The sequence below is a fragment of the Mesorhizobium sp. B2-4-12 genome (genome assembly GCF_006441575.1).
Classification (GTDB): Bacteria; Pseudomonadota; Alphaproteobacteria; order Rhizobiales; family Rhizobiaceae; genus Mesorhizobium.
Map to the genome: position 1 here is coordinate 1 of NZ_VFVC01000055.1, position 18,059 is coordinate 18,059.

At 61.1% G+C, this 18,059-nt stretch carries 17 protein-coding genes; 2 read left to right on the top strand and 15 right to left on the bottom strand.

The features are described from left to right. On the bottom strand, positions 1-1,843 hold a 1,843-nt coding region (locus FJ934_RS24590), incomplete at its 3' end, for an Ig-like domain-containing protein (RefSeq protein WP_210241975.1). A gap of 323 nt (positions 1,844-2,166) precedes the next feature. On the opposite strand from FJ934_RS24590, the gene FJ934_RS24595 reads away from it, so the two are divergent. Next, complete coding sequence (locus FJ934_RS24595) at positions 2,167-3,147, top strand: transglutaminase-like cysteine peptidase (protein ID WP_140613015.1); 981 nt, start codon at positions 2,167-2,169, stop codon at positions 3,145-3,147. 36 nt (positions 3,148-3,183) lie between these two features. Here the strand turns inward: FJ934_RS24595 and FJ934_RS24600 are convergent, their stop codons facing one another. The 4 genes from FJ934_RS24600 to FJ934_RS24615 are packed head-to-tail and all read right to left on the bottom strand — an operon-like array spanning position 3,184 to position 8,766. Beyond that, a complete protein-coding gene (locus FJ934_RS24600) occupies positions 3,184-3,828 on the bottom strand; it encodes a ribbon-helix-helix domain-containing protein (RefSeq protein ID WP_140613016.1) in 645 nt (214 codons plus the stop codon). Continuing rightward, entirely contained in the window at positions 3,818-5,107 is a 1,290-nt protein-coding gene (locus FJ934_RS24605; protein WP_140613017.1) for an HlyD family type I secretion periplasmic adaptor subunit, read from the bottom strand. The genes FJ934_RS24600 and FJ934_RS24605 overlap by 11 nt, the downstream gene beginning before the upstream one ends. Before the next feature lie 48 nt (positions 5,108-5,155). After that, positions 5,156-7,288: a type I secretion system permease/ATPase gene (locus tag FJ934_RS24610; RefSeq protein WP_140613018.1), complete on the bottom strand. Its 2,133-nt coding sequence runs from the start codon at positions 7,286-7,288 to the stop codon at positions 5,156-5,158. Between the two features lie 29 nt (positions 7,289-7,317). Continuing rightward, complete coding sequence (locus FJ934_RS24615) at positions 7,318-8,766, bottom strand: TolC family protein (RefSeq protein WP_140613019.1); 1,449 nt, start codon at positions 8,764-8,766, stop codon at positions 7,318-7,320. A gap of 386 nt (positions 8,767-9,152) precedes the next feature. Between FJ934_RS24615 and FJ934_RS24620 the strand changes: the two genes are divergently transcribed. Further along, the gene (locus FJ934_RS24620; RefSeq protein ID WP_140613020.1) at positions 9,153-9,689 is read left to right on the top strand and encodes a hypothetical protein; all 537 of its coding nucleotides are present in this window, start codon (positions 9,153-9,155) and stop codon (positions 9,687-9,689) included. 148 nt (positions 9,690-9,837) lie between these two features. Here the strand turns inward: FJ934_RS24620 and FJ934_RS24625 are convergent, their stop codons facing one another. The 10 genes from FJ934_RS24625 to cpaB form a co-directional block, all read right to left on the bottom strand. Further along, entirely contained in the window at positions 9,838-10,407 is a 570-nt protein-coding gene (locus FJ934_RS24625; protein ID WP_140613021.1) for a hypothetical protein, read from the bottom strand. Further along, a complete protein-coding gene (locus tag FJ934_RS24630) occupies positions 10,404-10,976 on the bottom strand; it encodes a L,D-transpeptidase (RefSeq protein WP_140613022.1) in 573 nt (190 codons plus the stop codon). Before FJ934_RS24630 ends, FJ934_RS24625 begins: the two co-directional genes overlap by 4 nt. After that, the gene (locus tag FJ934_RS24635) at positions 10,963-12,126 is read right to left on the bottom strand and encodes an AAA family ATPase (RefSeq protein WP_140613023.1); all 1,164 of its coding nucleotides are present in this window, start codon (positions 12,124-12,126) and stop codon (positions 10,963-10,965) included. Before FJ934_RS24635 ends, FJ934_RS24630 begins: the two co-directional genes overlap by 14 nt. Beyond that, the gene (locus tag FJ934_RS24640) at positions 12,123-12,758 is read right to left on the bottom strand and encodes a TadE/TadG family type IV pilus assembly protein (RefSeq protein WP_246671627.1); all 636 of its coding nucleotides are present in this window, start codon (positions 12,756-12,758) and stop codon (positions 12,123-12,125) included. The genes FJ934_RS24635 and FJ934_RS24640 overlap by 4 nt, the downstream gene beginning before the upstream one ends. Further along, a complete protein-coding gene (locus tag FJ934_RS24645) occupies positions 12,752-13,246 on the bottom strand; it encodes a TadE/TadG family type IV pilus assembly protein (RefSeq protein ID WP_140613024.1) in 495 nt (164 codons plus the stop codon). Before FJ934_RS24645 ends, FJ934_RS24640 begins: the two co-directional genes overlap by 7 nt. A gap of 4 nt (positions 13,247-13,250) precedes the next feature. After that, on the bottom strand, positions 13,251-13,508 hold the full coding sequence (locus tag FJ934_RS24650; RefSeq protein WP_140613025.1) for a hypothetical protein: 258 nt from the start codon (positions 13,506-13,508) through the stop codon (positions 13,251-13,253). Positions 13,509-13,667: 159 nt separating this feature from the next. Then, positions 13,668-15,122, bottom strand: a complete 1,455-nt coding sequence (locus tag FJ934_RS24655; protein WP_140613026.1) for a TadE/TadG family type IV pilus assembly protein — start codon at positions 15,120-15,122, stop codon at positions 13,668-13,670. Positions 15,123-15,192: 70 nt separating this feature from the next. After that, positions 15,193-15,468, bottom strand: a complete 276-nt coding sequence (locus tag FJ934_RS24660) for a hypothetical protein (RefSeq protein WP_226890433.1) — start codon at positions 15,466-15,468, stop codon at positions 15,193-15,195. A 4-nt stretch (positions 15,469-15,472) separates the two neighbouring features. After that, complete coding sequence (locus tag FJ934_RS24665; RefSeq protein ID WP_140613028.1) at positions 15,473-16,915, bottom strand: type II and III secretion system protein family protein; 1,443 nt, start codon at positions 16,913-16,915, stop codon at positions 15,473-15,475. 55 nt (positions 16,916-16,970) lie between these two features. Beyond that, the gene (gene cpaB / locus FJ934_RS24670; RefSeq protein WP_140613029.1) at positions 16,971-18,011 is read right to left on the bottom strand and encodes a Flp pilus assembly protein CpaB; all 1,041 of its coding nucleotides are present in this window, start codon (positions 18,009-18,011) and stop codon (positions 16,971-16,973) included. Positions 18,012-18,059 lie beyond the last annotated feature (48 nt).

The window sequence follows — 18,059 nt, forward strand, 5'->3', positions numbered from 1 at the left end:
CGGCAAAGTCCGCCGCCGCGATCGTCAGCGCGTCGGCATGCGCCGTCGGCTGGTCGTCGACGATGTTGATGGTCAGGCTGCCATTGCCGGTGCTGCCGTCCTGGTCGTGGACCACCACGGCGAACTGCGGCTGCGCCTCGAGGTCCTGGCCGTTGTTGGCGGCCGGGCTCTCGAGATGGTTGTGGGTCAGCGTGTACTGGTACTGGATGGCGGTGCCGTTCCACCAGGCGTCGAGGCTGCCGCGCGTGCCGTCGGCGACCGTGGTGTGGCTGCCGTCGAGCGCCACCGCGACGCCGCCGACGGTGATCGAGGCGACGCCATCGGGCGCGCCGACCGCGATCGTGCCGGTCGCGACCGTCTGCGTCGGGCCCTGCTGCGAGCCGGTGGCCAGGCCCGCTTCGTAGACCGTATCGGCGGCCGTGCCGATGGCGGGCGGGGTCACCGTCACGCCGGCATTGTCGATGTGGAGCGTCAGCGTCGTCGGCGACTGGTCGCCGTCGCCGTCGGTCAGCGTATAGTGGAACACGTCGTCCACGCCGCCGGGCGTGCCCGCCGCGCGGGTGTAGGTGTAGGAACCGTCCGCGTGCAGCAGCAGCGTGCCGTACTGGCCCGCGACCGACACGCCGCCGGCCGTCACGGCCTGCGCCGAGCCGGCGCCGTCCTTGCCATAGGCCGAGGTGACGCTGGCGCCGTCGGCGCCCTGCACGTCGGCCCCAGCGGCCGGGCTGTCCTCGCCGGCGCCGGTGATGACGTTGCCGCCATGGCCGGCAAAGTCCGCCGCCGCGATCGTCAGCGCGTCGGCATGCGCCGTCGGCTGGTCGTCGACGATGTTGATGGTCAGGTTGCCGGGAGGCGCCGCATCGCCGTCGGCGTCCGTCACGCCAACCACGAAAGTGACGCTCGTGTTGTCGCCAGAGGTGTTGTTGGCAAGTGTATAGGAGTAGTTGATCGTGCCGATACCGGTTGCGGCATCGAAGGCATAGCTCGCCGTCAGCGAACCCGTGGCGTCGGTGAAGGTCTGCGGCACCGTAGTCAGGGCATGGCCGCCGAGCGTGACCTGCGATACGCCGTCGGGCGACGTGAAGCCGATAGTCCCGGAGGTCATCTCCGAGTTGGAACCAAAGGCCGAACCGGCGGGTTCGCCATTGTGTGCAGGCAGGCCAGCTTCGGAGACGGTCGCCTCCCCGATGAGCCCGATCGACGGTATGGAATTTGGCCTGACAAGGCCCGTGAAGAGCTCGCGGTTATCCGGCTGCCCGAACTGGAGGTCGGTCGGCGGCAACAGCGCCGATAGTCCAAATCCGTCACCAATGCCGCCGGCAGGCTGTTCGAAATTTCCACCAGCGCTGCTTTGCGAGCCATTTCCGCCAGCCGAGATCGACCCGTCCGCGCCGAAGGCGACATCGATGTGGCTTGCCTCAAGCGCCGCGATCAAGGCAACGCGCGGCACCTCGACGTCACCGATGACGAAGGTCGGCACATTCAAGGCGCCGTCCTTGATGACGATGACGGAGCCGTCCGCCTGTTCAAGCAAGAGGTTGTGACCGTCAACCTTGATGTTGTCGATCGAAACATTGGCCGGGAGTTTGACGATGTTGCTCGCGTCGGCGACGTATTCATGCGGGATATTTGCCGCCGGTGGAGCATTCACGGGCGCGCCGCCACCGACATCGACCGGGACAGGTTCGGCCGCGGCCGGTGCGGTTTGAGCCGGCGCCGCTGCCTGGTCCGCCGGGGCGGCTTGAGCAATCTGCACCTGCGCTGTCAGATCATGATGATCGCCGGAGACGTGATGCTCGTCCCACGAACCCGAAACGTTGTCCAACTCAATACTGGTCGCCATAGCTAAAACCCCTCCGGCATTTCCCGGAAAGAGACAGGCGATGCGTCGGTTTTGCAACGGTCCGTCAATCTATTCTATATATTTGAATATGCCTTCGATAAGCTTTTTTACGCTTGGTAAACGAGCTACATATAATAAGTTATATCTCACCTGAGAGGGTGAGTTCGGTAGCCGGTATCGGTGGGGAGTTTTGGTAAACAGAAGTATAAATGTGAATAAAATTTTACACAAAATAGCTGATGCATATTTTTAGAAAGTTACCCACCTTCCTTTCCAGTAATTTGAGACAGGGTTGGTAGCGTCCACAGTCAAAGGTGGGCGTTATGAAAAAACAAAAAAATGTTCCGGGAACAACCCGAATCAAACTGCTCCTGCTGGCGGCTGGCCTCGCGGGCCTGGCGCAGCCGGCCCTTGCCAGCCAGGTTTTCAAGGGTTCCCTTCCCGCGAAGCCGGCCCTGGAGACGGTTCAGGCGCCGCCTTGTCTCGGCGGCATCTCCCTGCAGCGGTATGAATCCTGGCAGCCCGTCCCGTCTTATCAGGTCAGCATTGGCCAGATCAGCATTGGCCAGATCGGCATTGCTTTGAACGGCTACGGTCCCGTTTCCGCGGATGGCGGAACCGGCACGTCGACGGCCCAAGACAACCCCGGTGTCGACCCCATGCAGACGGCGACGATCATCCCGGGTGTGTTCGGGTCGGTTGCCCTGTCCATGCATAATTTTCCCGTTTCGGCGCGCTGGGCACCCGTCTACCAGGCCATATCCAGTTGCACGCCGGACAGCGATTGCGGACGCAAGAGCCAGATTTTCGCCAACATCGTCTCGATCGCTCGGGACAAGCCCTTCAGCGAAAAACTGTCGTTCGTCAACAGCAGCATCAATCACTTCATCGCCTACAAAAGCGACATCGACGTATACGGCAAGCTCGACTATTGGGCGAAACCTTCGGAGGTTCTTGCAAATCGCGCTGGCGACTGCGAGGATTTTGCCATTCTCAAGATGACGGCGTTGCTGCAGGCGGGTATTCCGGCGCAAAGCATGTCGCTGGTGGTGCTCCAGGATCGCAAGCGCAGGTTCTTTCATGCCGTGCTTGCGGTGAGCACCGCAAGCGGCGCGTTCATTCTGGACAGCCTTGGCAACAAGGTCCTCAGGGATAGCGACCTCCCGGACTATCAGCCGCTGTATTCGTTCAGCACCGACCGGGCCTGGATTCACGGGACGAAAGCCGGTGCCGCGCAAGTGGCCGACCTCAAGGGTAACTTCCAGTCGGTCGCACCCGGCGAGGGTTTGACGGATGATCAGTGACAGCCAGGGCGGACGCCTCCAATCCGCATTGAGCAGTCAGCCGTTGAAGACAAACGCCATCAACAATTCGGGCTCCAGCACAGGCGCGCGCACCGCGTTCAACTGGCCTCGATAGCGACGTTCGCCGGCGCCAATGACGAAGCCGCTTGTCACCGGGGTTTCGCCGTTGGCGTCGAGGCGCGCGAATATGTCGGCCACACCGATGTCCAATGCCAGCTTGAGGTCTTGGCGCGCGTCATCGTTCGGCGTCATGGGCAGCTGACGCTTGACCAATTGCTGGAAAGCCGCATTGAACGTCAGGATCTTCTTCGACGATGCAAGAGCGAAGGCGGGCGAGGGACAAGCGACCAGAATGGCGTTGACCGTTTTGATCGATGCCAGCTTGCGCAAAGTCAGGTTTTCGTTGGCAAGTGCGCGTATGCAAGCCACCCGAATTGCCGACGTCAGGTTTCCCGTCTCGGAGTGATTGCCAGCGATTTCGTCAATCAGCATACCGATCGTGCATCGCCTGTTCTCCGCCATCTGCTTGAGCGAAATCCAGAAAGCCCGCTCCAGCCGTATGCCGCGCCGTACGCCACCGCGCGTCACAACCCGGAATTCCAGCCCAAAATCCTCTGTTGCGAGGGGCAGGAGCGGCCGGGCACCTTGGGGTGGAGGGGAGGAGGCGACGCTATCGTTCACTCATTGCCTCCTCTCGCGCCTTGTTGATCGGTTTCAAAAGGTAGGTCAGGATTGTCTTGCGCCCGGTCTTGATGTCGACAGAACAGATCATGCCGGGGATGATCGAATAGGCCTTTCCATCTCTCTCGAGCGTCGACTTTTCGGTGGCAACACGAACCTGGTAGTACGGCTCTCCGGTTTTCTGGTCGACAAGGCTGTCCGCGGTGATGTTGGAGACTTTGCCTTCGATGCCGCCGAAGATCGAGAAATCGTAGGCGGTGACCTTTATCAGGGCATCCTGATCCGGGCGGATAAAGGCGACGTCGCGTGGCGAAACACGCGCTTCGACCAGCAAAGTCTCGGAAGTGGGCACGATTCCGGCAACGATGGCCCCTGGCTGCACGAAGGCGCCAACCGTGTTCAGCTCCAGCGTGTTGACGATGCCGTCCACGGGAGAGCGGATGTCGGTGCGTGCGACCTTGTCGGTTGCACCGCGGATGGTCTCATCCACCACCGAAAGATCAGCGAGCGCCTGTGTCAGATCACCCAGTGCCTCCTGCTTCAACTGCAGGCCCAGCTCATCGACCTGGAGCTGGGCTTCGGTGATCGCCGACTTGGCTTTCCTTATCGTCTCGCCGGCCAAATTCAACTGGCCGTTGAGTTCGGTTTGCTGCTGCTCGGCCTTCAGCTGCTCGGTTCTGGCCATCAAGCCTTTCTTTGCCATCGACTCGACCAGCTTCGTCTGCTGGTCGCTTACCGCCAGGTTCTTGATCAGGCGCTCGGAATTGGCGTTCGCCTCGTCCAGTTCCCTTTGGCGCTGGTCGAGGCGCGACTTGAGTACTGACAGCTTGTTGTCAAAGTTCTCGCGCCGGGCGACGAGCAGGTTTTGCTCATTGTCGCAAATTTGCGGAGCAACCGATTGTATGTCCTGGGGGCAAGGGAACGAGCCCGCGAGATTGCCGGTCTGTTCGTATTTGAGCCTGGCGATGCGCGCTTCAAGCGCACGCGCCTTCGCCTGCTGTTCACCGAGACTGGAGGTATTCAACGTGTTGTCGAGGCGTATGATAAGATCGTTCTTTTTGACGATTTGGCCGATCTGCACCGCTATTTCCTGAACGACACCCGGCTCGCTGGCTTGAATGATCTGGGTCTTTGAGGCCGGTATGACCTTGCCGTCACCGCGCGCGATTTCGTCCACCTCGGCAAAGGACGCCCAAGCAATAAATGCGACAAAGAGCGCCGCTATGATGAATATGGACGCCGTCGCAAAAAGCGGCGGGCGGTCTTCCCTTGCAAGCATTTCCCATGCCCCATTACGTCGAGACCGGGCTCGACATGGTTCTCTTCTTCAGGCGCTGTTTTTCTGTAGCGCTTGAATGACTTGTTCTTTCGGTCCATCGGCAACGATCCGGCCTTGGTCGATGACAATAAGCCGTTCGGCCAACTCGAGCATGCTGAAGCGGTGGGTTGAGACGATCAGCGTCGTATCCCGGTCAAAAGCCGATTTGAGCTGTTTTATCAGCTGCCGCTCCGAGGCCAGATCCATCGAGCCCGACGGCTCGTCCAAGAAGACAATTTTCGGTTTGGTCAAAAGCAGTCGTGCAATCGCCACGGTCTGCCTCTGACCTCCGGAGAGATTGGTGCCTCGCTCGCCGACATTCATGTCGTAGCCGCGCGGGTGGCGAGAGACAAATTCATCGACGCCGGCGGCCTTGGCGGCTTCGATGATCTGCTCGTCGGTTGCTTCCGGATGTGCCATCAGGAGGTTTTCCTTGATGGTGCCCGAAAACAGATCGCCGGCCTGCGCGACAATGCCTACGGCGCGGCGCACCTCCGAAGGGTGATACTGGCGGATATCGATGCCATCCAGCAAAAGCTCTCCAGAGGTCGGCAGGAAAAGCCTGCCGATCAGCCGCCCCATCGTCGTCTTGCCCGATCCTATACGGCCGATGATGCCGATCCGCTCTCCCGGTTTCACCGGGAAATTCAGGCCGGACAACACCTCGTTTTCCGAACCGGGATAGACGAACCCGACATTCTTGAACACCATCGCGCCGTTGCGGATGGGGCGGTTGACGAAGCCAACCGTGTCCGGCCGGTCCTCCGGCTGAGCCATGATCGAGTTCACCATCCTCAACGAGAGCATGGCCTGGCGAAACCTGGACAGGGTGATTGCGATCTGGCCGAGCGGAGCCACGGCACGGCTCGCCAGCATCACCGTTCCTATGATCGCTCCTGTCGAGACGTGCCCTTCGGAAAAGGCATAGGCGCCAGCCACGACCAGAGCGACGGTCACCAGCTGCTGAATGGCTTGGGTGATGTTTCCCGCGGCCGCCGAAAGCTGCTTGATCTTCTCGGATGTGTTGGCGGCGTTCTTCGAGTGCTCGCCCCATTTCCTCAAGAGATACGCTTCGGCGCGCAGCGACTTGATTGTTTCCAGTGTGGAAATGGACTCGACCAGCAGGGCCTGGCGTTGCGAAGCCTCGTTCATCGAGGCGGCCACCCGCTTGCCGATGCGCCGCTGCGTGACCAGGCCGACTATGACGGATGCGACGAAGGCCAGCGCCGGTATGATTACCAGCCATCCGCCGATCGCGTAGATGACGAGCAGAAAGACGAAGACGAAGGCCGTATCGATGAAGACGCTGATGGTGTTCGAGGTAAAGAACTCTCGCACGAACTCATATTGAGTGACCCGATTTGCGTATTCGCCGGTCGAGCCAGGGCGCGCCGACAGCGACGAGTTGAGCACCTTTTCGAACAAAAGATACGATATCCGAAGATCGGCCTTTCGTCCGGCATAGTCGATCAGCGAAGCCCGCGCCGTCTTCAGAAGCAGGTCGAACAGGATGACGGCGCCGATCCCGATCGCCAGCACCCAGAGCGTGGATATCGCCTTGTTGGGCAATATCCTGTCATAGACGTTCATGGTGAAGATCGGGGAGGCAATGGCCAGAAGATTGATGAATATCGCCGACAGGACGACCTTCGAATAGGTGCGCCAGAAAGCGCCCATCGTACCCGTCAGCCAATGGCGCCGTTCGATTTTCTGCGCCGAACCGACGTTCATTGCCTCGGTGGCGTTGGCGTAGGTGATCGAGAAGGACGCGCCGCCGATGATGTAACTCGCGGCCAGTTCAGACCTGCCCATGGTCGTGCGCCCGTCTTCCTGCGGGGCGGTGAGATAGTCTCCACCGTCGATTTCCGACAACAAGGCGATGGGCGATTGACTGGCACGGAAGAGAATCGCCGGAAGATCGACACGACCGCTCAGGAAGTCGCGGTGATTGAACTCCTTGACCTCGAGGCCGATGCGCTCGGCAAGATGCCTGATCTCGGCGATCTCGATGCGCGTCTCTGAAACAGGCACCCCGGCAAAAAGCACGGTTTCCGCGCTCGGCCGGCCGAGATAGGCGGCAACCGCCGAAAAGCAGGCCTTGAAGGCCTCTTTAGGGGTCAGGATATTTGGCTGCTTGTTCACGACCCGTCCGCCAGGACTTCAGTCAAACCTCATTTCTTCCTTACCGGGGCCAGGATGTCGAAAGGCAGATCGTTCTTCTGCTCCGACGGCGTCCGTGCATAGGTTTCGGTCTCCGCTGTCGGCGGAACGGCAAACTCTGTCTGCGCATAGGCCGTGGCCTGTTTGGCCGGCTGAATATCCATCGTCTTCAGAAGCTGTCCCGTCGCTGCCAGCAGGCGATATTGGGCGAACAGCGAGGCATACGAGGCGGTATCGGCCAGCGTCGCCGTGTTGAAACGCGTATTCTGCGCGTCAAGCACGTCGAGCAGCGAGCGCTGCCCAACCTTGAACTGTTCGCGATACGACGCGACCAGCCTCTCATTGGTGGCGGCCTGCAGCTTCAGGGTCTTTGCCAGATCGGCTTGCCGGAAGCGGCGATCCCACGAAGTGCGGACAGCCTCCTCGATTTCGCGCAGGACCTGATGCAGGGCAAGCCGCTGTTCGCTGGTGCGACGGATCTGCTCCTGCTCATTGGCCTTGTCTATCCCGCCCCGATAGAGGTTCCAGCGCAACACCAGGCGCGCCTGCAGGTCGGATGTGTCGCCGTTGTCGCCGTCGATATCGTATCCGGCCCGTGCAGTGCCTTCGGCGACAATCGAAGGGCCGTATTTCGCCCGGGCCGCGTCGACCAGCGAGGCCGCAGCGTCGATATCGCTGTTGGCCATGTGGACGCGTGGGTTGTTCTGCCGCGCCAAGCCCAGCGCATCATCCAGCGATTTCGGCAGCGCAGCGGAAACATCGCCTGGCCTCGACGCATTGGTCAGCGGCTTCCCGACAGTCTTGAAGAACCGTATCCTCGAAGCCTCCAGCTCTTCCGAGGCTTCCTGCATGCGGGCCTTGGCCGCAAACAGCCGCTCCTCGGCCTGTTGCCGATCGGCTTCGTTCAATCCGCCGCCCGCAATGCCTTCCTTGATGTCGTGGAGAATTGCTTGATGGAACCCCAGGTTCTTCTTCGCTTCGGTGACGATTGAAGCCTGCAGCATATATTCAAGATAGTCCTGGACAACCGAGAGCCCGATGAATTCGGACCGCTCCAGCACGCGGAACGAAGCGCCATCGACCCGCGAGGCTTGACGGTTCATCTCGGCCCGCCTTGCGCCGCTGTCATAGACCGTCTGCGAAACCACGAGATCGGCCTCGGATGGATACAGGCTGTCCTTGTCAATGGAAAGCGCGCGGCGGGACGAGTTGTCCAGGCGGCGAGCCCCGGCGGATGCCTCCACGTCCACACTGGGAAGATAGAGCCCTTTCGCCTGACGCAATTCGAATTCGATCGCCTCGCGGTTTTCGATGGCCTGGCCGATCTCGGGATTGGACTCCACGGCGACCGCCATGGCTTCCTTCAGCGTCAGGGCATCGGCACTGCCGCAAGCCAGAAGCGATACCGTCACCAAAAGACCAAGGCGCTTGCCAATGGTCGAAGAACCTGTCGTCTTCATTTTCCCACCCACGTTTTCCCGCGCCTTTTTTAAAGAGCGCTGCAACCCAAACTACCCCAGCTGGCTTTGCTCAATATCCCGCAAAATCGCATATTGCGTTAGTATTTACTGATTTAGTTGTACTAGGAGGGGCGGCTCCGAGCATAAGTTTGCGGAATGTAGCAAAAATGGCACATAACCCGGACCCGCTGAGGTTGTGGGTGAAGGCCGCCGGCGTGAACAAGGGCGCTGCAAGAAAGCGCGAAGTTCTTGGCAGCAGATTCCCGGTGGTACGCGGAGGGGATCTTCGCCCGCACTTGCCGACCGTTGCCGATACAAATGCAAAACGTCCCGTTAAGTCTCGCGCAACCCATGTGGCGTAATCTGCCGCCAGATTGCGAGGCATCATGAAGCGCAAACCACTCTTACTTTTCGTCTTTCCGGCTTTTGTCCTGCTGATCCTGGCGACAGAGCGAACAGCCACGGTCCTGCTCGGAACCTATCCGGCAAGCGCCGATATGTGGAGGATCTGGCTTGCCTTGCACCCGTCGTCCGGCATGTTCTGGCAACAGGTCGATTTCTATCTGGCGGGGTCGATGGGCCTGGACTTTGCCTTGCTGGGCGCCGTCCTGGGAGTCTGCTGGGTCGCATGTCGGGCCAGAAGCTCGGCGGCTTTCTTTCTTGCCAACCATGGCACCTTGATCGTCGCGGCATCGATGATTTTCATCGGCGGCCACTCGCAGACGGCAAGCACCATTGCCGCGTTTACAGCGCCGAGCGGCTTTCAATTCTCACTGGTGATGGACTTCACCTGGCTGAACGGCCTGCTGTCGGTCATGGGAGTGGCGGCGTGCGCCTATTGTCACTTTGCCTATCTGGGTGAGCTCAGGATGCGCGTTGAATCGCGGCGTGTCCGGGTTCTGGCACTGCAGAGAGATTTCTAGTCGGGCGCCGGCCGTTCGCCGCGCTTGTACCGCCAGAGCAGACCCTACAGCGCGTCGCGCCGAAACGGCTTCAGACGACGCGCTTCAGTCTTTTGTTTCCATGCATGCCGTTGTCCCAAAACCGAAATCACTTTTGGGCGGCAATGCATCAGTTTATCTTGTGATAGGTGACCTTGCCCTCGGGGGATACGATCCGCTGGTAGTTGGAACTTGGCGCCGGAGGCACCGCCGGAGCCGGCCTCCTTCGAGGCGCCCGCGGCAGGTCCTCGACGGCAGGCTGGGCGTCCGGTTCGGAGGCGCTGGCAACTGCCGCCGGCGCTTCGACGGGCGGGGAAAGCTCCACGACGCGCGGCTCGTCGCCACCGTGATTTCCCGACATTTCCGGTGCCTGCCGGGCGATGTTGGCGTTGACCTCGCCAAAGCTTGCCCGCAGCCGATCATCCAACGCCTCGAACCGGCTTTGAAATCCGTTGTTGACCGTATCCAGCCGCGCGCTCATTCGCTGCTCGAACTGGCCGAGGTCCTCCAGCCGCGCCTCAAGCGCGCGCAGGTCGTTGATGCCACGATAGAGATAGACGGCCGCGGTGGCGTTCAGAAGAGCAAACAGCGTCAGGCCGACACAAATGGCAACGGCAAGTCTGGACCGGCTCTTCTCCTTGTCGAGCAATAACGGTTCCACCGCTGCCACCAATTCGTCCGGATCGCTGATCGTCGTCATTGGACCACCACCTTGGTGCCGACCGGCACGCGCCTGAAAAGATCGATGACATCGGTATTGGTCAGGCGAAAACAGCCCGACGTCCCGTCGAAACCCACGCCGGAAGGGTCGTTGGTGCCATGGATGCGATACAGCGTATCGCGACCATCCCGAAGCAGATATAGCGCCCTGGCGCCGAGCGGATTGTACGGCCCCGCGGGAACCATCTCCGGCAACTCCGGCTGGCGGGCACGCATTTCCCTGGGCGGCCGCCATTCGGGCCATTCCGTCTTTGCCCCCACCTGGACCGTACCCGTCCAGCCAAATCCATCCCGTCCGACACTGATCTGGTAGCGCAGCGCCTTGCCCCGGCCGGTCACCAGGTAGAGCGCTTTTTCCTGCTTGCGGATGATGATGGTTCCAACGGTCTCGGCGGTGGGAAACGCCACCATCTTGCGCAAGCTGGGACCCATGGCCGGCAATGGCGGGCGGCTGCCCGCCGACGCGATTTGTGCGGCGGCAAGCACAAGCGCCAGGCCGACAAGGCAGGCGGCTGCCAGCCGAAAGCGGGGATAGCTAGCGGGCCGCATCGCCGAGCCGCTCCCGGAACATCTTCTTCAGATCCTTGTTGAAGCGCGCCCGCCCATCCACTTCCGACGGCAGCATCGCGCGATTCAAGGCGTCGGCCAGCAGCGCATTGTCGAGGGCGACCGACTTGATGTGCGGCGCCTTGAAGATCTTCTCCAGCTCACTGCGCGAGAAGTGATTGCCGAACCATTTGCGCTTGTGCTTGTTGGCCACCAGGGTGATGTTGACGGCATTGCCGCGCAGCTCACGGATCTTCTTGTAGAGCCGTTTGCCTTGCCGAAGCGAAGCGACATTGAGTTCGAAGACGATGAAGATCTCGTCGCTCGTCGACAGCACGGAATCGTGCCAGGGCGTTTCGAGGTTGGGCAGGTCGATGACGATGTCGTCGAACCGGTAGGCGACAAGGTCCAGCAGCCGGAAGACGAAATCGGCGCCCTGCGGCTCGAATGGCAGTTGCGGCCGCTCGAAGGCATAAAGGGTGAGGCCGGACGGTCGCGACAGCTTGATGACGTCCATGAGTTCGACATCGAGCCGATCCGGCTGGCCGATTATGCCAGCAAGATCGAACTGGTTGAACAGGTTGAGATAGGCGCCGCAATTGGCGCTCTGGAAATCGAGATCGACCAGGCAGGTCGAAGCCGCGCGTTCGGCCGATTTCGAGGCCAGGAACTCCGCCGCCGAGAGCGCAAGCGTCGTGGCACCCGCGCCGCCGCTGGCGCTGATGAAGGTGATGATGCGGCTCTTCGCTCCCTGGCTGCCAGTGTCGTGGAAGGTGACGGCGTTGAGCAGTTCCTTGCCGTCGAGCGGCTTGTGCAGCCAGTCGGAGGCGTTCATGCGCACCAGCACGCGCGTCTGCTCCGACGTCAGCTCATTGGAAACCGCAATCAGCGGCACGGTCGCCCACAGCGCGCGCGCCTCGACGATGCCAGGGCTGGCGAGCAATTCGCCATCGCCGAGATCGAGGATGACGATGCCCGGGCGCGTATCGGCGGGCGGCCCCTTGAGGAAATCACCGGTCTCCGAGATCCGCACGTCATAGATCGCCAGCGCATCGAGCCGCGTTGTGACATCCCGCTTGAAATTCGGATCCGACGAAAACAGCGCGACCTGCTTTCGCTTGGTCGGCAGGACCTTGGTGTTGATGGCATTCATGGATACGTGCTCTTCATGTCTTCGCCCGTGACCGTGCTCAGCATCGAGGGCATGGTGATGGTTCCGAATCCGCGAAACCCGGCCAGAAAGAAGAACTGGAAGGGATGATTGACAACGCTGACGGTGATCGTCGGTACCGCTCCGTTGGGGCGCGTCCAGTAACCGAGGCCCGAAGCCTGGTACTGAATCTGGACCTCGGATTTCAGAAGAGTTGGCAGGAATGTCAGCATTCCCGGCCGTGTGCTGCTGCCACTAAAAATAAAATCGAAAGCGGCTTGGCTCACATTGAGGTTCTGGCATGTAGCGCCTGTTCCACAGGTGCAGGATACAACTCCGGCGGCATTGGCCGTACAGATGTAGCTGTAGGTGTTGGCTGGAACCGCTTTTCCCACATCCAGTGAGTCGCTGGGTGTTTTTGCCTCGAGCAGAAGTCCGCTGGCGATCGGAGCGGAAATCTGCGCCAGCCTGGCGCCGGCCTGCACCGCTTTGTTGCCGGCGTTCCACTGGTAGAAGGCGTAGCCGAAGTCGACGAAGCCGAGGAGAAGCGTCAGCAGCAGCGGCATTGCAATGGCCATCTCGACCATTGTCGCGCCGGATTGGTTTCTCCAGAACGTGTCGTGCGACATCACCATCCGAAGACACGCTCCTGATGGAGTACCGAAAGCGTGAGGGCGCCGAAGCCAAGATAGGACCAGAGGCCCAGAGTAGGGTACGGATATGCGGTGCTGACCTGCACGACATCGACGGTGCCGGTGCTGCTGAGATAAAGCTGGGTACCGGTCGCGGCATCGATCGCCGCGGTCGATGTCTTGCTGATGGTGACTTGACTCGTGGTCCACCCGGTAACCCTCGCGCTACCATTCGTGATGGCCCCATTCACTGCCAGATTTTTTGCCAATCCCGAACAAGTGTTCCAGTCACTGCTGCAGCGCGCCATATAGCGAGAGGCATCCTCTACGCCGGCTTCGAGAAGCAGGCGCGTGTTGAAGATGTTCGAGAACTCGAAGACACCGGCCGACAGCAGCAATACGAATGGCGTAACGATCGCCACCTCGACCAGGGCAGCGCCTTGTTCGTCGTGGTGGAACAGCCGGAGGAATTGTCTGAGTGCGATGAACATGGCGCTACCGGTACAATTGCGCTTCGTTACGCTGCAGCTTCTTCAGCGTGTTTTGGCCGGCGACAGTGCTGATATCCTCGATCTCGCCATAGATGTCGGCGTTGGGTGGCCCCCCGGCCGGCTCCGTCAAGAACACACTCGCAAATGCCTGCACGGGCAAGGTCTGTCCGCCGCCGTGAACATTGTTGGCCGTGCAGTCGACGATCGCGACATACGGTAGCCGCCTGTCGGCGGCATTTGCCTTGGGGCTTTCAGTCGTCACCTGCATGACCTCGTGAAATTGCAGTTCCGGCAATGACCGCGATCGGCTGCTTAAGCTGCGATGCAGCGGCGGCGGCTGAAACACCTAGAGCGTTACAGCCGGCATCCGACGTCTGGGCCATCGCCGGCGAGGATAGCAGGACGAATAGGACAGTGAGCTTCATCGGTAAAGCTGCGCCTCGTCTCTTTGGAACTTGGTCAGGGTGCCTGTGCCCCACTGAGACGAGATGTCGACGATCTCGCCGTAGACGTTGGCATTAGGCGGACTGTCCGCCGGTTGTGTCAGGAAGAAACTGGCAAAGGCATCGACAGGGTACGGGCCACCATTGCCCTGCACGCTGACCCCACCATTGGTCGTGTCGCAATTCAGTATCGCCACATAGACAAGCCGGCGAGCCGGGTCCGTCGAAGAGGTATTACAAGCCGGGGTAACGGGTTCTGCGCCGTGGTTGGCAAGGTTCTGCAGTTCCCATTGATAGACCTCATAGCGGCTCGCATTAGCGTCTAGTCCAGTGCCGGCAGGCGGCCATGAAGTGATTGCCGGGGTATGGTTGACGTTCCAGTACCCCTTGCGGTCCCAGTCGCCGTCACCCAACCGGTCCGGCTGCGGTGACGTGCAGTTCGGAAGGCAAGTATCCTGCGGAAGGGCTTTGTAGCTCGACAGCTGGGTGCCGCTCGGGGCGACGTAACCGCAATTCTTGCCCTTCACGTCGGTCACCATGCCCTTGATTGTGTTTGGTGCGGGCGGATCGGTAACAGGATCGACGCCGCTGCCGTTCCCATTGGGGTAGATGTCAAATCGTGTGTTGAAGCCGTCATTGATCGGCGGTCTGTTGCCTGGGCCGGTACGGACGCCGTTCTGGCTATAACATGCCTTCGGGCTTACGGCCGCGACCATTTGTGTGATTTCCGTGGTGCCAGTGCCGCCGTCAGGTGTCTGTAGAAACCCGTAGTTACCGGGTCCAAACTGCGCGCCGGGGCCTTGCTGCTTGAGGACCATCATCGACCGCTTGTGCCCTTGAATTGCCGAGGCAAGATTGGCCAGGTTCGTATAGGGGTTGCAGATGAACATCGGCGTGAAGTCGCAAACCGCACGATTGAAGCCAGCTACAGCAACGGCGCCGATATTGAACGAACCGCTTCCGCCGCCAACGATCGACACCGGGAATATCGCGGAGAACCCGACCGGAGTAGCGGTGACCTCGACGAACCGGGCCGAACTGGCACCGGCAACCTCATCCGTGATGACGTCCGCAGCTCCTATTGCCGTCTCGTCACTGGCAGGGATGGAACGAAGATAGCGTCTCGTCACGCCGGCTCGTAGTAGAGCTTGGGGGCCGCCGGCGGCATCGGAGGAAAAGTAGGTGTTGCCGAGCACCAGAGTGGCTAGGGCGCGGTCGGCGCGCACGATGGCGTCCGTCTTGCCGTCGAGCTCTCCAGCGCCAGCGAGCGCCATCGCATCGGCACCCTTCTGCAGGTCATTATGAAGCCCGTTGAGCCGGCTCACATCAATCGCCAGCACCGCAAAGCCGATAAGCACCGGGATCATGATGGCGACGAGGATCATCGCGATGCCGCGTTGATCGTTCCAGAAGGCACGAATGGTCCTCAACATGACCGTTCTCTCTGCTCTCTTGCGCAAGGGCCCTCGCATGCCCGGCGCCCTCCGCATCCTTTCGTTCAGTTCACTGCTTTGTCACGCCCGACCCGCCGACATTGACCGTGATGGCTGGTGGCGGCGGCGGTGGCGGCGGGAATTTGTAATTTTGGGCAACGGCGGCAGCGCGCGTGCCGTCGCCTTCGATATGCGTGTTCCTGGAGGCCGGATTGAGCGGATCGACCGTCTGCAGCATCGAGTTGAACTTCTGCGTGTCGCCGGCGGCCAAGGTCACGGTGTCGTAATGGTTCAGATAGTCCGCGGCGCAGCCCGAAAGCGACCCGGCACACAGAATGAGGATCAAGGCGCTATTTCTTGACATAAAGCATCTTGTCCTTCGATTTGAAGTCGAGCATATGGCCATAGGGGCCGGTGACGCCGTCGCCCGTCTCGTATTTCCGTATCATGTCCTTGTTGACTTCGAGCTGGCCGAGCACGAAGAATTCGGGATCGTTGGCGGGCCGGGTCTTGTCGAGCGGCGTCGCCAGTTGCTCGCCGGGCTTCACCGGCCGCACGAGATGCGGCGTGACGATGACAACCAGTTCGGTTTCTTCCTTCTGGTTGCTGGAATTGCGGAACAGCGTCCCGATGACGGGTACCTGGCCGAGCCATGGCACCTGGTTCTGCAGCTTGGTGGTCTTGCTGGACAGAAGCCCGCCGACCGCGAAGCTCTGGCCATCGCGCAGTTCGACGACGGTTTCCAGCTTGCGGTTGGTGAAGATCGGATCGCCGGCGGTGGTGAAGCCGGTCAGGTCGCTGACCTCCGGTGCCAGCTTGATGTGGATCTTGTCGTCAGCGAGCACGATCGGCGTGAAATTCAGATTGACGCCGAACTGCTTGTACTCGATCTGGACCTGGCCATTGGCGTCGACGCTGCGGATGGGGACCTGGCCGCCGGCGTTGAAGCTGGCCGCCTCGCCGGAGAGCGTGGTCAGGTTCGGCTCTGCCAGCGTGCGCACCACGCCCTTGGCCTCAAGGGCTTCAATGATCAGATCGACCTTGATGTTGCTGTCGATGACGCGCGTGATCAAGGCTGCGAAGGGATTGCTGTTCGAAAGCAGACCGCTGACAAGGTCGCCTGCCCCGAGCTCCGCCCCGTCCTTGTCCACGGTGGCAATACCAGTTCCGACCCGGGTCGTGCCCCGACTGTTGGTGCTCTTGATCGACACACCGAGGTCGCGTCCGGCATTGCGCTTCGCCTCGAGCACGCGCACTTCGAGGTTGACCTGCTGGCTGTCGTCCACCGTGACGGCGTTGATGATGGCGTCTGGACCGTATTGCTGGGCTACCTCCATGATTGCCGCAAGCGTGGCGCCGTCCTTGACATGACCGCCAAGCCGCACCCGGCCGTTGACCGAGCCGATCTCGATACGCGACCTTGGCGAAACCTGGCGGATCGCCGCCGCCATATCGCTGACATCGACGCCGACCTCGATCTGGATGACGCCGAGCGAACGTTTGTCCGTGGAGAAGAGATTGACCGTGGTGGTGCCGGCGCCCTTGCCGATGACATAGAGCGTGCGGTCGGTCATCGGCTGCGCATCGGCGATCTTCTCGTCGCCGACGACTATGTCGCCGAGGTTGGCATTCACCTGGATCGTCACCGATTGCGACATCGGCAGGAAAACACGATGGACGCTGGGGTTCGACACGTCGATGAAGCGGTCGGCCGCATCGGCCGTGAGGCTCGATAGCAACAGCGTCGCCACACAAGACAACGCGGCCGCCGCTATCCTCCAGAAATCTTGCATCCCCGTCTCCCCGATCGCTGCCGGCGGCAGCCCCATTTCGTTCGCCGCGCCTTTGTTATGGTTGTCGCGGCACGTCATATGTCTCGAGCTTCACGCCCCGGAAAACGCCCACTGTCACCTGTGCCGGCGGAGCGGGCTGAACATATTTGACCACTTCCTTGACGACCTCGTGCACCTCGGGCGCCGACGCCACAACAGGCACCGGCTTTACCTTGCTCAACTGGTCGAGCTTGTTTCCGACCCGGTCCACGGCCTGGGCCAACCCCGCGATCTTGTCGTCGGCGCGTTTGCGCTCCTCGGCGGCCACGGCTTCGGCCGCTGCCTTCTTGTCGAGTTCGGCCTGCCGCTTCGCAACATCGTCCGGCGTTTCGCCAGTCAGGTCCGCGAGCGTGACACGTTCGGTCGTCTCGCCCTTGCTGGCGGCGGCCTGGCGAAGCGCCAGCGACAATTGGCCGGCGCCGGCGGCGAGGGTCAGCTTCTGGGCATCCTTGGTGCTGGCCTCGAGCGTCACCGATTTGACGACTGTCGGGCTGTCCTTGCTCACATCGGCAACCTGGTCGACCGCGAGTACCTTCATGCTCTGCAGCAGCACATCGACAAAACTCTTGTCGGCGCCGTCGTCGCCACGCACCGTGCGGGTCAGCAGCACGTCGACGCGATCGCCAGGGAAGACGAATCCAGCCACGCCAAGCACATCATTGACCCGGATGGAAACGGCTTTCATCCCTTCGCCGAGCACCGCCGAAAGCGTGGCGCGCTGGCCCGGGCCAGTGATCTTGGTGGCGAGGATAGGTTCGTTGGCGCTGATCGTCTGAAGCGCCTGCCGCGTGCCGTCGCCTGCCAGGGCCTCCTTGGTCGTCTTGAAAGCGCCGGTCGGAACCGCGCCCGCAGGCCACGCGATTTCGCGCAACTTGTCGTCGGTCAGCGTGTCACCGAATTTCAAAGCTACGGCCGCCACCACGACCGTGTCGCGCGGGACCTCATCCGTCCGCGCCATGGCATTGCGCTGGCTGGCCAGCCAGATATTGGCGAGCACCACCGCCAGCACGCCGAACACGCCGGCGAGGACAATCATGATAAGCGTATTAGCGCGCATCTTCCCACCCCACCATCGCCCGCCGGGCGAATGTCCGCCCCTTCAAAG